This is a genomic window from Paracoccus aminovorans, from assembly GCF_900005615.1.
Taxonomy (GTDB): domain Bacteria; phylum Pseudomonadota; class Alphaproteobacteria; order Rhodobacterales; family Rhodobacteraceae; genus Paracoccus; species Paracoccus aminovorans.
In genome coordinates this window covers 1,149,311-1,163,689 of sequence record NZ_LN832559.1, presented here as the reverse complement: position 1 = coordinate 1,163,689, position 14,379 = coordinate 1,149,311, and the positions used below count along the sequence as shown (strand labels likewise).

The 14,379-nt window shown below is 70.2% G+C and carries 12 protein-coding genes; 2 read left to right on the top strand and 10 right to left on the bottom strand.

The annotated features are described in order from the left end of the window. Positions 1-17 precede the first annotated feature (17 nt). From glgB to nadA, 5 genes are all read right to left on the bottom strand, one after another. Entirely contained in the window at positions 18-2,213 is a 2,196-nt protein-coding gene (gene glgB / locus JCM7685_RS05865; RefSeq protein WP_074965958.1) for a 1,4-alpha-glucan branching protein GlgB, read from the bottom strand. 26 nt (positions 2,214-2,239) lie between these two features. After that, entirely contained in the window at positions 2,240-4,633 is a 2,394-nt protein-coding gene (locus JCM7685_RS05860; RefSeq protein ID WP_074965957.1) for a glycogen/starch/alpha-glucan phosphorylase, read from the bottom strand. Between the two features lie 230 nt (positions 4,634-4,863). Further along, complete coding sequence (nadC, locus tag JCM7685_RS05855; protein WP_074965956.1) at positions 4,864-5,715, bottom strand: carboxylating nicotinate-nucleotide diphosphorylase; 852 nt, start codon at positions 5,713-5,715, stop codon at positions 4,864-4,866. Continuing rightward, the gene (locus JCM7685_RS05850; protein WP_074965955.1) at positions 5,712-7,277 is read right to left on the bottom strand and encodes an L-aspartate oxidase; all 1,566 of its coding nucleotides are present in this window, start codon (positions 7,275-7,277) and stop codon (positions 5,712-5,714) included. Before JCM7685_RS05850 ends, nadC begins: the two co-directional genes overlap by 4 nt. Next, a complete protein-coding gene (gene nadA, locus JCM7685_RS05845) occupies positions 7,277-8,329 on the bottom strand; it encodes a quinolinate synthase NadA (protein WP_074965954.1) in 1,053 nt (350 codons plus the stop codon). The genes JCM7685_RS05850 and nadA overlap by 1 nt, the downstream gene beginning before the upstream one ends. Positions 8,330-8,581: 252 nt before the next feature. Between nadA and JCM7685_RS05840 the strand changes: the two genes are divergently transcribed. Next, the gene (locus JCM7685_RS05840) at positions 8,582-9,352 is read left to right on the top strand and encodes an IclR family transcriptional regulator (RefSeq protein ID WP_074965953.1); all 771 of its coding nucleotides are present in this window, start codon (positions 8,582-8,584) and stop codon (positions 9,350-9,352) included. Positions 9,353-9,355: 3 nt separating this feature from the next. On the opposite strand, the gene JCM7685_RS05835 is transcribed toward JCM7685_RS05840, so the two are convergent. The 5 genes from JCM7685_RS05835 to JCM7685_RS05815 form a co-directional block, all read right to left on the bottom strand. Beyond that, positions 9,356-9,991, bottom strand: coding sequence for an aminotransferase class IV family protein (locus JCM7685_RS05835; protein WP_074965952.1), 636 nt, complete (start codon positions 9,989-9,991; stop codon positions 9,356-9,358). After that, a complete protein-coding gene (locus tag JCM7685_RS05830) occupies positions 9,943-11,082 on the bottom strand; it encodes an aminodeoxychorismate synthase component I (RefSeq protein ID WP_074965996.1) in 1,140 nt (379 codons plus the stop codon). The genes JCM7685_RS05835 and JCM7685_RS05830 overlap by 49 nt, the downstream gene beginning before the upstream one ends. Positions 11,083-11,203: 121 nt before the next feature. Further along, entirely contained in the window at positions 11,204-11,824 is a 621-nt protein-coding gene (locus JCM7685_RS05825; RefSeq protein WP_074965951.1) for an SCO family protein, read from the bottom strand. Next, positions 11,811-12,782 carry a DUF1775 domain-containing protein gene (locus JCM7685_RS05820; protein WP_074965950.1) on the bottom strand — a complete coding sequence of 324 codons (972 nt, stop codon included), beginning with the start codon at positions 12,780-12,782 and terminating at the stop codon, positions 11,811-11,813. Before JCM7685_RS05820 ends, JCM7685_RS05825 begins: the two co-directional genes overlap by 14 nt. Before the next feature lie 74 nt (positions 12,783-12,856). Then, positions 12,857-13,258, bottom strand: a complete 402-nt coding sequence (locus tag JCM7685_RS05815) for a hypothetical protein (RefSeq protein WP_074965949.1) — start codon at positions 13,256-13,258, stop codon at positions 12,857-12,859. A 214-nt stretch (positions 13,259-13,472) separates the two neighbouring features. Here JCM7685_RS05815 and pdxY point away from each other — a divergent pair, with 214 nt between their 5' ends. Further along, positions 13,473-14,303 carry a pyridoxal kinase gene (gene pdxY, locus JCM7685_RS05810; protein ID WP_074965948.1) on the top strand — a complete coding sequence of 277 codons (831 nt, stop codon included), beginning with the start codon at positions 13,473-13,475 and terminating at the stop codon, positions 14,301-14,303. Positions 14,304-14,379 lie beyond the last annotated feature (76 nt).

Here is a 14,379-nt window from a genome sequence, read left to right as displayed (position 1 = left end):
GCTTCGCGGGTCTGTCGTCATGCGGTCGTGCCGTCGTCCTTGATGAAGATCACCGCGGAAAGCGGCGGCAGCACCACCGCGGCATGGGCGGGCTGGCCGTGGCTTTCGCCGGGCCGCGCCTCCACCCGGCCCAGGTTGCCGCGTCCGCCGCCGCCATAGCTTTCCGCATCCGTGTTCAGCGCCTCGCGCCAGGGCCCCGGCTGCGGGAATCCCAGGCGATAGGCCGGGCGCTCGATCGGGGTGAAATTGCAGGCGACCACCACCTCGGGGTCGCCGGGGTTGCCGCGCCGGATCCAGGCATAGACGGATGCGTCGGCGTCGTTCGCCTCGATCCACTGGAAGCCCGAGCCGTCGCAGTCGCGCGCGTAAAGCGCGGGCGTGGCCGCATAAAGCCGGTTCAGGTCGCGCACCAGCGCCTGCATGCCGTAATGCAGCGGATTGCCGAGGCACGCCCAGTCGATTTCCGCGTCGTGGTTCCATTCCGCGCCTTGCGCGAATTCCTGGCCCATGAACAGCAGCTTCTTGCCCGGATGGCCCCACATGAAACCGTAATAGGCCCGCAGATTGGCGAATTTCTCCCATTCGCCGCCCGGCATCTTGCCCAGCATCGAGCCCTTGCCGTGCACCACCTCGTCATGGCTGATCGGCAGGATGAAATTCTCGGAAAAGGCGTAATGCAGGCCGAAGGTCATCTGGTGGTGATGGTGCTTGCGGTGGATCGGCTCGCGCTTGATGTAATCCAGCGTGTCGTTCATCCAGCCCATGTTCCACTTGAAGCCGAAGCCCAGGCCGCCGTCATGCACCGGCCGCGAGACCTTGGGATAAGAGGTCGATTCCTCGGCCACGGTCATGATGCCCGGTTCCTCGCCATAGGTCAGGCGGTTCATGTCCTGCAGCATGGCGATGGCTTCGTAATTCTCGCGCCCGCCGTCCTTGTTCGGGACCCACTCGCCCTCGGCGCGGGAATAGTCGCGGTAAAGCATCGAGGCCACCGCATCCACCCGCAGCCCGTCGACGTGATATTCCTTCAGCCAATACAATGCGTTGGCGGTCAGGTAGTTCATCACCTCGGCACGGCCGTAATTGTAGATCAGCGTGTTCCAGTCCTGGTGGAAACCCTCGCGCGGGTCGGCATGCTCGTAAAGCGCGGTGCCGTCGAACCGCGCCAGACCATGCGGATCGGTGGGGAAATGGCCGGGCACCCAGTCCAGGATCACCCCCAGCCCAGCCTTGTGCGCTGCGTTCACCAGATCGCGGAACTCGTGCGGCGGACCGAAGCGGATCGTCGGCGCGAACAGCCCGACCGGCTGATAGCCCCAGGAGCCGTCGAAGGGATATTCGCTGATCGGCAGCAGCTCGATATGGGTGAAGCCCATGTCGCGGGCGTATTCGACCAGTTCCACCGCCGCCTCGCGGTAGGAGATCGGCCGGCCGCCGTCCTTCCTGCGCCAGCTGCCCAGATGCACCTCGTAGATCGAGATCGGCCGGTCGAGGCGCTGCGCCTCGGCCCGCGTTCCCATCCAGCCGCCATCCGACCAGCCATAGCCCGAGATGTCGCGCACCACCGAGGCCGTCGCCGGCGGATGCTGGGCACCGAAGCCGACCGGATCGGCCTTCTGGTGCAAGCCGCCGTCGGCGCCGAGGATCTCGTATTTGTAGGCGGTGCCCTCGCCCAGGCCGGGCATGAAGATTTCCCAGACGCCGGTGGCGCCGCGGCGGCGCATGACGTGGCGCCGCCCGTCCCAGGCGTTGAAATCCCCGATCAGCGAGACGCGGCGGGCATTGGGGGCCCAGACCGCGAAATGCGTGCCGGCGACGCCCTCGTGGACGGTCATATGCGCGCCCAGCGCCTGCCACAGGCGGCGATGCGTGCCCTCGCCCAGCAGGTATTCGTCGATCTGGCCCAGGACGGGGCCGAAACGATAGGCGTCCTCGACCAGCCATTCCTGGCCTTCGCGCCGGCCGCGCAGCAGATAGGGTTTGGCGCCCGGAACCTTGCCGTGGAACAGGCCCGGATAGCCCGCGACCGGCGCCAGCCCATGCGCCTTGCCGGCGACCACCGCCGCCATCTCGGCCGCGCCGGGGTCATAGGCGGTGACATGGCGCAGCCGGCCGCGCCGATGCGGGCCCAGCACCGCGAAAGGGTCGTCGAAACCGCCGGCCGCCAGCCGGTCCAGGACCTGGGGATCCGCCACTTCCTTCGGGTCGATCATCGCCGTGCCTCCCCTTTGCAAGGCCGTCACTGGTCGAGCAGGCTTTCCGCCTCCCAGATGTCGCGCATGTAACCGCGGATGGTGCGGTCGGACGAGAACCAGCCCGAGCGCGCCACGTTCAGCGCCGCCATCCGCGCCCAACCCTTGCGGTCGGCATAGGCGAAGTCCACCTCGCGCTGCGCCCGCCAGTAATCAGCGAAATCCGAGGCGACGAGGAAATAATCCGCCTGCGTCAGGTTCGCCACGATGCCGGCATAGCGGTCGGGCTCGCCGGGGCTGAAGGTGCCGCCGCGGATCGCCTCGATGGCGCGGGACAGGCGCGGATCGCCGGCCACGGCATGGGCGGCGTGGTCGGGGACCGTGCGCCGCGCCTCGGCCTCGTCCGCGGTCAGGCCGAACAGAAAGAAGTTCTCGGGTCCGACCAGATCGCGGATCTCGACATTGGCGCCGTCCAGCGTGCCGATGGTCAGCGCCCCGTTCAGCGCGAATTTCATGTTGCCGGTGCCGGAAGCCTCCTTGCCGGCGGTGGAAATCTGCTCGGACAAGTCCGCGGCCGGGATCAGCCGCTCGGCCAGGGTGACGTTGTAGTTCGGCAGGTAGAGCACCTGCAGCTTGCCGTTCGTCGCCGCATCGGCATTGATCACCGCGGCCACGTCGTTGATCAGCCGGATGATGTCCTTGGCAAAGAAATAGCCCGGCGCCGCCTTGCCGCCGAAGATCTTGACCCGCGGCGTCCAGTCGTCCGAGGGATGGGCCCGCATCTCCTGCCACAGCGCGATGGCCTCCAGGATGTTCAGGTGCTGGCGCTTGTATTCGTGGATGCGCTTGATCTGGACGTCGAACAGTGCGTCCGGGTTCAGCATCACGCCCTGTTCGCGCGCCACCCAATCGCAGAGATCGGCCTTGTTGGCCGCCTTGACCCGGGCGAAGCGGTCCAGCCAGCCGGCATCCTCGACAAAGGGCGCCAGCTCCGCCAGCCGCTCCAGATCGGCGGTCCAGCCCTCGCCGATGGTGTCGGTGATCAGCCGCGACAGGCGCGGATTGCAGCTGTGCAGCCAGCGGCGGGGGGTGACGCCGTTGGTCTCGTTGACGATGCGGTCCGGCCAGATCCGGTTCTGGTCGGCAAAGACCGTGGTCTTCATCAGCCCGGTATGCAGCGCCGAGACGCCGTTGACGCGATGCGACATGATGAAGGACAGCTCGCCCATCCTGACCTTGCCGTCGCCGCGGGCGGTGTTGCGGCGGTCCGGGTGGGCCCTGGCGTCCTGGTCGTCGATGCGGTCGATGATCTGCAGGTGCCGCGGCAGCAGGTCGCCGAACAGCCCTTCGTCCCAGCTTTCCAGCGCCTCGGGCAGCAGGGTGTGGTTGGTGTAGTTGACGCAGCCGCGGGTGATCTCGACCGCCTCGTCGAAGGGCAGCCCGCGTTCGTCGTGCAGGATGCGGACCAGTTCGGGCGCGGCCACGGCCGGGTGGGTGTCGTTCATCTGGATCGCCACCCGCTGCGGCAGCAGCCGCAGGTCGGTATGGTCCTGCTCGAACCGGCGGATGATGTCGCGGATCGAGGCGGCCGAGAAGAAATATTCCTGGGTCAGCCGCAGCCGCTTGCCCTTCTCGGTCGAATCCTCGGGATAGAGCACGCGCGAGATGGTGCGGGCCAGCGCCTCGGCCTCGGCGGCGGCGGCGAAATCGCCGGCGTTGAAGCGGTCCAGGTCGAAGGGATCGACCGCCCGCCCGGCCCAGAGCCGCAGCGTATTGGCCCATCTGCCCTGCCAGCCGACCACCGGCGTGTCGAAGGCCTCGGCCTGCACGAAATGGTCGGGCTGCCACAGGGTCTTGCAGTCGCGCACCGTCACCTGCCCGCCGAAGCCCAGGGTGAAGCGCGCCTCGGGCCGCTCGAATTCCCAGACGTTGGGCTGGCGCAGCCAGTCCTCGGGCGCCTCGTGCTGGCGACCCTCGACGAAGCTCTGCCGGAACAACCCGTGTTCGTAGCGGATGCCGTAGCCATAGGCCGGGCAACCCAGCGTCGCCAGCGATTCCATGAAACAGGCCGCCAGCCGGCCCAGCCCGCCGTTGCCCAGCGCGGCGTCGGGTTCGTCCAGCAGCACCTCGCGCCAGTTCAGGCCAAAGCCCTCGATGGCGGCCTGGGCCTGGTCGGCAAGCTGCAGGTTGACGATATTGTCCTCCAGCAGGCGTCCGATCAGGAACTCCATCGACAGGTAATAGACCCGCTTGGCGTCGGCGCGATAGGTCTCGCGCGTCGAGGTCATCCAGCGGTCCACGATACGGTCGCGCACCGCGTGGCTCAGCGCCAGCCGCCAGTCGAAGACCTGCGCATGATCGGGGTCCTTGCCCAACGTATAGGTCAGGTGCCACAGGATCGCATCACGGAAATCGGTCTTCGCCACTTCGTCCCTGGCCATTCATCCACCTGTAACAATCGTCCCGGCCGGCGGAAAAGCCGCCAAGCCCAAGCCCGAGTGTGCTTAAACCACGGTCGAGCGCAACCCGGCCAAGGAAAAATGTTAGCGATAACCGCTTTTTCCGCCAGCGTGATCCATCCGCCGACCCCCGCATGGCGCGCATGCGGGAAAAGATCGAGGATTTTCGATCAGCTTACTGGATTTAATTCTATTTTCTTAAAACTGGCCGATCAGAAATCCAGTCCCAGGTCCAGCGTCCGCGCCGAATGGGTCAGCGCGCCGACCGAGATGTAATCGACTCCGCTGGCGGCGACCTCGGCCACGCGCCCGAGTCGCATGTTCCCCGAGGCTTCCAGCACCAGCCGGCCGGCGTTCATCGCCACCGCCTCGTACAACCGGGGCGTGTCCATATTGTCCAGCAGCACCACATCGGCGCCGCCCTCGTCCAGCACCTCGGCCAGCTGGTCCAGCCGGTCCACCTCGATCTCGACCCGCATCATATGCGAGGCGCGGGCCTTGACCGCCTGCAGCACCGGCCGGATGCCGCCCGCCGCGGCGATGTGGTTGTCCTTGATCAGGATCGCATCCGACAGGCCGAAGCGGTGGTTGAAGCCGCCGCCATGCAGCACCGCCTGCTTCTCGACCAGCCGCAGCCCCGGGGTGGTCTTGCGGGTGCAGGTGATGCGGGCCTTGGTGCCCCGGGTCTCGGCCACGAATTCCGCCGTCTGGGTGGCGATGCCGGTTAGGCGGCCGGCAAAGTTCAACGCCACCCGCTCGGCCGACAGGATCGACCCCGCCTCGCCCTCGATCTCGGCCAGCACGGCGCCGCGGTCGAAGCGGGCGCCGTCGGCGACGCGGGCGCGAAAGGCCAGCGCCGGATCGACCAGGCGAAAGGCGATGGCCGCAAGCTGCATCCCCGAGGCGACGCCCGGCTCGCGCGCGACGATGCGGGCGGCATAGCGGGTGCCGGGCGGGATCACGGTGCGGGTGGTGATGTCGCCGCAGGTGCCCAGGTCCTCGGCCAGGGCGGCGCGGACCAGCGGTTCCAGCATCATCTCGGGCAGCGGGGGCAGCGGGGTCATGTCGTCTCCGTCGTCAGGCTGTCGCGCAGGGCCAGCGCCTCGGACAGCCGCAGACGCGAGCGGCGGCCCTGGGGCGCGGTCTGCGGGAAATCGGTGCGGCAATGGGCGCCGCGGCTTTCACGCCGCATCAGGGCGGCGGCGGCGATCAGCGTGGCGGTCGCCGTCATGTTCAGCAGCGCCGGGCAATCGGGCTGCGCCGCCTCGATGGCCGCGATCTCGCGCAGGCAGCGGGTCAGGCCCTGGGCGTCGCGCAGCACCCCCGCGCCCTCGGTCATGGCGCGGCGCAGGCGCGCGACCAGCGCCGGGTCGGGCACCGGGCCCGGCGGCAGGTCGGGCAGCAGCACCGGCGCGGCATCCGCCGCCGGCCCCAGCGCCGCCTCGATCGAAAGCGCGCAGCGGCGGGCATAGACCAGCGCCTCCAGCAGCCCGTTCGAGGCCAGCCGGTTCGCGCCGTGCAGCCCAGTCGAACTGGCCTCGCCGCAGACCCACAGCCCCGGCAGGCTGGCGCGGCCGTCGCTGTCCACCGCCACACCGCCCATGTGGTAATGCGCCGCCGCCGCCACCGGGATCTGGGCGCGGGCGGGGTCGATCCCCGCCCGGGCGCAGGCCCCCGCGACGGCCGGGAATTCGGTCAGGATGCGCGCGCCCAGGGCCTGGCGCGTGTCCAGCGCCGGCCGCAACCCCGCCTGGCTCTGGGCATAGATGGCGCGGGCCACCACGTCGCGCGGCGCCAGCTCGGCATCGGGGTGCAGGGCGGGCATGAAGCGTTCGCCCAGCCGGTTCACCAGCTGCGCACCCTCGCCCCGCAGCGCCTCGGTCGCCAGCGGCGCCGGATCCTCGCCACAATCGATGGCGGTGGGGTGGAACTGCACGAATTCCGCATCGGCGATCACTGCGCCGGCCCGCGCCGCCATGCCGATCACCTGGCCGCGGATGCGCGGCGGGTTCGTGGTCAGCGCGTAAAGGCCGCCAGAGCCGCCGCCGGCCAGCAGCACCGCCGGCGCCCGGATCAGCACCGGCGCCGAGCCCTGCGGTCCCGACAGCGCGACCTCGACCCCGGCAACGCGGCCGGATTCGACCCGCAGCCCGGTCGCCAGCACGCCCTCCAGCACCTGCACCGAGGCCGTCTCGCGCACCTGCGCCACCAGAGCGCGCATGATCTCGGCCCCGGCCTGGTCGCCGCGCACCCGCACCACGCGGGCGAAACTGTGCGCGGCCTCGCGCGACAGCACATAGCCGCCGTCCGGCCGCCGGTCGAAGGGCGTGCCCAGCCGGGTCAGGTCCAGGATATGCGCCCGCGCCTCTTCGGTGACCAGCCGCGCCACCGCCGGATCGACGGTGCCGGCGCCGGCCAGCAGCGTGTCGCGGGCATGGGCCTCGGCGGTGTCGGCGGGGTCCATCGCCGCGGCGACGCCGCCCTGCGCCCAGGCCGAGCTCGCCCCCTGCCCCAGCACCTCGGGCGAGATCATCAGCACCGGCCGCGGCGCCAGCTTCAGCGCGGCGTAAAGCGCGCCCAGGCCCGCACCGACGATGACGACGCGGGCGGTCGGGATGTCCTCCATCAGGCCGCCAGGCGTTGCGACAGGTCGATCATCCGCTGCACGGCCAGTCGCGCGCGGCCGGCGACCTCGGGGTCGACCTCGACGGCGCCGGTCATGGAATGCAGCGACCACAGCACCTTTTCCAGCGTGATCTTCTGCATATAGGGGCACATGTTGCAGGGGCCCAGGAACTCGACCTCCGGATTCGCGTCCGAGATGTTCGAGGCCATCGAGCATTCCGTGACCAGCATCACCTGCTTCGGATGCTCCTTTTCCACCCAGTCCTGGATATTGGCGGTCGAGCCCGCATAATCGGCCTCGGCCACCACCTCGGGCGGGCATTCGGGATGGGCGATGATCTTCAGCCCCGGGTTCCAGTCGCGGAAGTCGCGCAGGTCCTGGGCGGTGAACTGCTCGTGCACGATGCAGGCGCCGTCCCACCAGACGATGCGCTTCTGCGGCACCTTGTTGGCGACGTTCTGCGCCAGCCATTTGTCGGGCGTCATGATGATCGTGTCGCCATCCAGCGCCGCCACGATCTGCGCCGCATTGGCGCTGGTGCAGCAGATGTCGGACGCCGCCTTCACCTCGGCGGTGGTGTTGACATAGCTGACCACCGGCGCGCCCGGATAGCGCGCGCGCATCTCGGCGATGCCTTCGGCGGTGATGCTTTCGGCCAGCGAGCAGCCGGCCTCCATGTCGGGCATCAGCACCGTCTTCCGCGGGTTCAGGATCTTCGAGGTCTCGGCCATGAAATGCACGCCGCATTGCACGATGACCTCGGCCTCGACCCTGGTGGCGGCGATGGCCAGCGCCAGGCTGTCCCCCACCACGTCCGAGATGCCGTGATAGATCTGCGGCGTCATGTAGTTATGCGCCAGGATGACCGCGCCCCGCTCTTTCTTGAGCCGGTTGATGGCGGCGACATAGGGCGCGTGGATCGCCCAGTCCGGCCAGGGCATGACGCGGCCCATGCGGGCATGGATGTCGGCCATGCGCTCGGCCAGTTCGAGCGAAGGTTCGAGATCGTAGCAGGCGGCAAGTTCGCCCCGGATCGTCGTCAGATCGAGCATGATGGTCCCCCCGGCTCTGCCCGCGTCGCAACGCCCCCAGGATATAATGCGGCCGGGCCCTGATACCAGAGCCGCAAGGGGGTGCGATTCGGGGTTCCTAAAGGAACGGTGACGCCGGGGCAACGGGGATGCGCCCCGGCGGCGGCGCCAGGGCCGGCAGCCGCCGGCTTTTCCCGGGAAATGGCGCGAAAAACCTGCGGTTCGGTCGCGCCCGTCTCTGGACCTGGGGGACCGGCGCGGTAAACAGGTTTCATGGAAGATGACACGCAGAACAACCGGAACGTGCCCCCCAGCCTGCGAAACCTGCAGATTCTCGAGGTGCTGGCCCATGCCGCGCGGCCGATGACCGCGACCGAGATCAATGCCGCCGGGCTGGGCCTGCCCAAGCCCACCATCCACCGCCTGGTCACCCATCTGGAACAGGAGGGCTATCTGTCGCGGCAGCTGGACGGGCGCAGCTACCTGCCCGGCCAGAAGTTGCGGCAGATGATGCTGGGGGTGATGCACGCCAGCCAGTTCGACCTGCCCCGCCACGACGTGCTGGTGCGGCTGTTCGCCTCGGTGCGCGAGACCTGCTCGATCTCGATCCCCGACGGCGACGCGCTGGTCTATGTCGACCGGGTGGAAACCCACTGGCCGCTGCGGCTGGTGATCGAGCTGGGCGCCCGCGTGCCGCTGCACGCCACCGCCGCCGGCAAGGTCTCCCTGGCGCATATGCCGGCCGCCGCGGCCGAGAAATACCTGCGCAACGCCCGGCTGCACCCGCATACCGAGCGCACCTTCACCGAGGCCGAGGCCCTGCTGGCCGAATTGCCGCGCATCCGCGAACAGGGCCACGCGACCGACGAGCAGGAGTTCATCCCCGGCATGGTCGGCGCCTCGGCCCCGGCGCTGGACCCGCGCGGCCGGGTGCTGGCGCTGCTGACCTTCCACGGGCCGATCCAGCGGCTGTCGATGCAGCAGGTCATGGCGCATCTGCCGGCGCTGAAGCGCGCGGCCGGCGAAATCGCCGCGCTGGGCTGAGCCTCAGCCCGCCCAGACCGCCGGCATCAGCCCGCGCAGCGCGTTGCCGACCCACAGCCGGACGCGCGGCAGGTCCGCGCCGGCCAGCACCTCCTCGGTGCAGGCGCCCGAGGACAGCAGTTCCGCCCGCAGGACGCCGTCGAGCAGGCCCGAGGACAGCGGCGGCGTCCGCAGCCCCTGGCCGCGGTCGAAGAACAGCGTGGTGATGCTGCCGTCGCAGACCTCGCCGCGCCGGTTCAGGAAGATCGCCTCGTCGATCCCCTCGGGCAGCGCGGCGCGGGCGGCGTCGTAATGCGCCCGCCGCGTGGTCTTGAGCCGCAGCCAGGGATCGTCGGCGTCCAGCCGCACCGCCGCCAGCGCCAGCCGCCATTCCGACGGCGAGGGCGGCAGCGCGGCACGCGTCGTCTCGATCCAGCCCGCCCGGTCCAGCGTCAGCCGCAGCCGCGCCGGCCGCCCGGGCTCGCCCCTCAGCGCGGCCCGGGCGGCGTCGGGGTCGCAGGGCCAGCCCAGCGCCCGTGCGCCCCGCGCCAGCCGCGCCAGATGCCCCTCGATCCGCGGACAGGCGGCGCCGTCCCAAAGCGCGGTCTCGATCAGGCGCAGTTCGGGGTCGTCAGATCCTGTGCGTAGCGGGCTTTCCATAGCGCCTCCTCCCATTCTCCCTCCGCGGTCGAATCCTGCACCACGCCGCCGCCGACGTTCAGCGTGACCTCGCCGTCCGGCCAGACCGACAGCGTGCGGATCGCGACCGAAAAGGCGGCGGCGCCGTCCGGTGCCATCCAGCCGATGGCGCCGCAATAGACGCCGCGCGCAAAGGGCTCGACCTCGCGGATGATCTGCATGGCGCGGATCTTGGGGGCGCCGGTGATCGAGCCGCAGGGAAACAGCGCCCGCATCATCGCGCCCAGCTCGGCCGGCCGCTGCAGCTGCCCGACCACGCGCGAGCTCATCTGGTGCACGGTTGCGAAGCTGTCCACCGCGAAAAGTTCGGGCACACGCACCGAGCCCACGCGCGAGATGCGGGCAATGTCGTTGCGCAGCAGGTCCACGATCATCAGGTTCTCGGCCCGGTTCTTTTCCGAGGCCGCCAGCGCCGCCGCCAGCGCCGCGTCCCGCGCGGGGTCGGGATCGCGCGGCGCGGTGCCCTTCATCGGTCGCGCCTCGATCCGGCCCTCGGCATCCAGGCTGAAGAACAGCTCGGGCGAGCGCGACACGACCACCGGCCCCGCACCCGGCCCCAGGTCCAGGAAGGCGCCGAAGCCCACCGGCTGGCGCGCGGCCAGCGCGGCGTAAAGCTGCAAGGGCGTGCCGCGCAGCAGCCGCGCGGACAAGGGAAAGGTCAGGTTGATCTGGTAACAGTCGCCGGCCGCGATATAATCCAGGGTGCGGTCGAAGGCCTGCCGGTAATCCTGCTGCGAGATCAGCGGTTTCAATGCGGAAAGTTCGACATTTTCCAGGCCCTGGGGCGCGGGCGCGGGTTCCGGTGCACCGTAGGCGGCGAAGGCCAGCAGCGGCGTGCGCCGCCCCGCGGGCATGTCACGGGCCAGCGCCGGTTCCAGCGCATAGCCCAGTTCATAGGACAGATAGCCGGCGATCCAGGCGCCCTGCCGGCGCAGCGCCTCCAGCCGGTCCAGCGCCGGCGCCACGTCCTCGGCCCGGTCGACGACCACCCGTTCGCTCGGCTGCCGGAACAGCACCGGCCGCCCCGCCGGACCGAATTCGCAAAGGATCACGCGCGCCTCCATTCTCGCGGCGCGGGGTAGCACGGCCGGCCGGGCCCGAACAATGGGCTTCGACCGGCCCGGGCCCCGGCTGTCCTGGCGGCGCCGGAGGTTTCCGGCGCCGCGGCCCGCGTCAGCTGTCCAGCAGCCGGCGCAGGCTGGCCATGGCGCGCGCAGGATCCTCCTGATAGCCGATCAGCCCGGCGTATTCGCCCCGGTCGTCGAAGAGCAGCATGGCCGAAGAATGGTCCATGCTGTAGCCGCCGCCCTCTTGCGGGACCTTGCGGGCATAGATGCGAAAGGCCTTCACCGCCTTGGCCACCTCTTCGGGCGAGCCCGAGACCCCGATCACCCCCGGCACCCAGGAGACGTAGTCCCGCAGCGCCTCGACCGAATCGCGCTCGGGATCGACGGTGACGAAGAAGACCCGCAGCTTGTCGGCGTCGGCGCCCAGGTCCTCGCGCCAGCCGGCGACGTCGCCCAGCGTCGTCGGGCAGACATCCGGACAATGGGTGAAGCCGAAGAACACGGCCGAGGCCTTGCCCTTCAGCGAGGCCTGGCTGAATTCGGTGCCGTCGGTGGCGGCCAGCCGGTAGTCGCCGCGCCCGAGGCTGGCGGTGCCGGCATCCGCCAGGTTGTCCAGCCGTGGCGAGATCAGCCCCAGCCAGGCGACCGCGCCCAGTGCCACCACCACCAGCGCCCAAAGCGCGTAACGCAGCTTGCGCAGCGAAAAGCCCCGTTCAGTGTCCGGCATGTTCCCCTCCTTGCCCGGCCTTGCCGCCCGCCTTCATCGGTCCGACGGTCATCGGCACCACGACCTCGCCCGCCTTCTGGAAGGTCAGGGTGACATCCACCACCTGGCCTTCGACCAGCGGCTGCTTCAGGTCCATGAACATGATGTGATAGCCGCCGGGTTTCAATTCGACCGCGCCCCCGGCGGGGATCGGCAGGCCGTCGGCCAGCCGGCGCATCTTCATCACGTCGCCCTCCATGGCCATCTCGTGGATCTCGGCGCGGCCGGCGACCGATTCGGCGCTGGCCGCGGTCAGCCGGTCCTCGTCACCGGCATTGGCGACGGTCAGGAAGCCGCCTGCGACCGGGGCGCCCGGGGGCGTGGCGCGGGCATAGACGCCGCTCAGTTCCAGCGCGCCCAGCCGGACCGGAGCGGCAGCCGGGGCGCCGGCATGGCCCGCATCATGGCCGCCGGCCGCGATCACGGTGACGCCGGGGGCCGGGTTCGGCACCTCTTCGCGGCCCGAGACGTCGCTCCAATCCGCCTTGGCCGAGGCGCATTCCTGCACCGTCGGGAAATACAGCACGGTCCCCGGCGCCACCTGCGGGCCGACCGTGCCGCGGATGACGAATTCGTCATACCAGTCGTCCTGCAGCGCGCCCCCGGACCAGACGACCTCGCGCGTGCCCTCGGTCATCTCGGTGCCGTGATTGTCGAAGGGATGGGCATAGGCGCCCTTCACGGTCTCCAGCGTCCAGCCGGCCTTGGGCATGGGCTTGGCGTTGTAGAACCCCTCGGGCAGCGCCACCCGCAGGCTCTGGGTGGCCTGGCCGTCGCAGCCATGGCCGATGCGGATCACCGCGCGATAGGCGGCGCCGGCCGGGGTCTGCGTCGCCTCCAGCGTGGCATGGGCCAGGGCGGGCGCGGCGGCAAGCCCCAGTGTCGCGGCGCAAAGCGCGCCAAACATGTGTTTCTGCATGATCTTCTCTCGTCGGATGGGATATGGCCCGCCGGCTTTGCGGCCGCGCGGGTCCTGTCGAAGGATGGTCCGGTTCAGAGAAGGGACGGCGGGCCGCGGGCCGGGGCGGCCAGGATCGCGGCCCGGTGCAGATGGCCGGGCAGTTCCAGGGACAGCGCCAGCCGCTGCGCCTGCGGCGGCAGAACCGGCACCTCGGGCGCCGCGCCGTGCAGCAGCGGCTGGCCGTGCGGGGTCCAGTCGCAGGCATGCCGGTCATGCGGCGCCTTCGAGACCGGCAGCAGGCTGCCGTCGGCGGCCATCACCGCCTCGACCAGGCCGTCGCCGGCGCAAAGCACCACGGTCACGCCGCCGGCGGCGTCGCGCGCCAGCATGGTACCGGGCAGGATCAGCGAGAACAGCAGGAAAGGCAGCACCGCCAGCCAGCCCGCAAGCCTGCGGGTGGTGCCGGTCGGCCTGTCTGCGGTCGATGCGCCCATGGTCCTGTCGCGAAATGTCCCGGCAAGAGACTGGCAGAAACCGCCGCGCGGGGAAAGGCGCAAACTGCCGCAGGCCGCCCCCTCTGCACGGCCGCTTGAGCCCGCCGCCCCTTGCGCTAATCTGGCCGCGACAGCCAAGCGAAAGGAAAGCCATGGCCCAGATCCCCCCGCCGGCCGGACGCACGCAAGCCGGCGGCATCGCCGGGCGCCGGCCATGAGCCTCGTCATCTCGATCCAGAGCCAGGTGGTCATGGGCCATGTCGGCAATTCGGCGGCGGTGTTCCCGATGCTGGCGGCGGGGCTCGAGGTGGCGCCGGTGCCGACGGTGATCTTCTCGAACACGCCGGACTATCCCACCCTGCGCGGCCGCCCCCTGCCCGCCGATTTCTTCGCCGAGCTGCTGCAGGGGCTCTGGGACCGCGAACTACCGCAGCGCGCGGCGATGCTGCTGACCGGCTATATCGGCTCGACCGAGGTCGCGCAGCTGCTGGCGGATTTCGTGGCGCAAGCGAAAGCCGCGAATCCGGGGCTGCGCTATTACTGCGATCCGGTGCTGGGCGACGAGCAGCCCGGCCTTTATGTCCCGCGCGAGATCGCCGATACCTTCCGCGACCGGCTGCTGCCGATGGCGGACATCGCCTCGCCGAACCCGTTCGAGGTCGCCTGGCTGGCCGGCCAACCCATCGCCGCGCTTGCGGACGTGCCGCACGCCGCACGCAAGCTGCGCATGGCGCCCGGGGCGCAGCTGATCGTGACCGGCTGCAGGCTGCGGGACACCGCGCCCGGCATGCTGGAAAGCGTCATCCACGGCCCGGGCGGCATCAGCCGCCACCCGACGCCGCATCTGCCCGTGGCCATGGCCGGGACCGGGGACCTGTTCGCCGGGCTGGTCGCCGCCGCCCTGGGCCGCGGCCGCAGCCTGCCGCAGGCGGTGGAATTCGCCCAGGAACAGACCGCCCGCGCCCTTGCCCGGGCAGCCGAGATGGAACGCAAGGAGGTCGTGCTCTCGGACCCCGGCTTCCGCGCCGCGCTGCTGGGTCTCTGATCCTCAGCGCTTCCCAGGAAGGGAACGCGGTCGCGCACCCATCGAGGGCGCGCGACCGCGCGGGGGCCTTGCCCCC

Excerpts from the sequence above, each read along its gene's own strand:
- pdxY (WP_074965948.1), top strand. The coding sequence starts at position 13,473 with ATGAGCCTCGTCATCTCGATCCAGAGCCAGGTGGTCATGGGCCATGTC.
- JCM7685_RS05825 (WP_074965951.1), bottom strand. The coding sequence starts at position 11,824 with ATGCCGGACACTGAACGGGGCTTTTCGCTGCGCAAGCTGCGTTACGCG.
- JCM7685_RS05835 (WP_074965952.1), bottom strand. The coding sequence starts at position 9,991 with ATGGAAAGCCCGCTACGCACAGGATCTGACGACCCCGAACTGCGCCTG.
- JCM7685_RS05815 (WP_074965949.1), bottom strand. The coding sequence starts at position 13,258 with ATGGGCGCATCGACCGCAGACAGGCCGACCGGCACCACCCGCAGGCTT.
- JCM7685_RS05850 (WP_074965955.1), bottom strand. The coding sequence starts at position 7,277 with ATGGAGGACATCCCGACCGCCCGCGTCGTCATCGTCGGTGCGGGCCTG.
- nadA (WP_074965954.1), bottom strand. The coding sequence starts at position 8,329 with ATGCTCGATCTGACGACGATCCGGGGCGAACTTGCCGCCTGCTACGAT.
- JCM7685_RS05820 (WP_074965950.1), bottom strand. The coding sequence starts at position 12,782 with ATGCAGAAACACATGTTTGGCGCGCTTTGCGCCGCGACACTGGGGCTT.
- nadC (WP_074965956.1), bottom strand. The coding sequence starts at position 5,715 with ATGACCCCGCTGCCCCCGCTGCCCGAGATGATGCTGGAACCGCTGGTC.
- JCM7685_RS05840 (WP_074965953.1), top strand. The coding sequence starts at position 8,582 with ATGGAAGATGACACGCAGAACAACCGGAACGTGCCCCCCAGCCTGCGA.
- JCM7685_RS05860 (WP_074965957.1), bottom strand. The coding sequence starts at position 4,633 with ATGGCCAGGGACGAAGTGGCGAAGACCGATTTCCGTGATGCGATCCTG.
- glgB (WP_074965958.1), bottom strand. The coding sequence starts at position 2,213 with ATGATCGACCCGAAGGAAGTGGCGGATCCCCAGGTCCTGGACCGGCTG.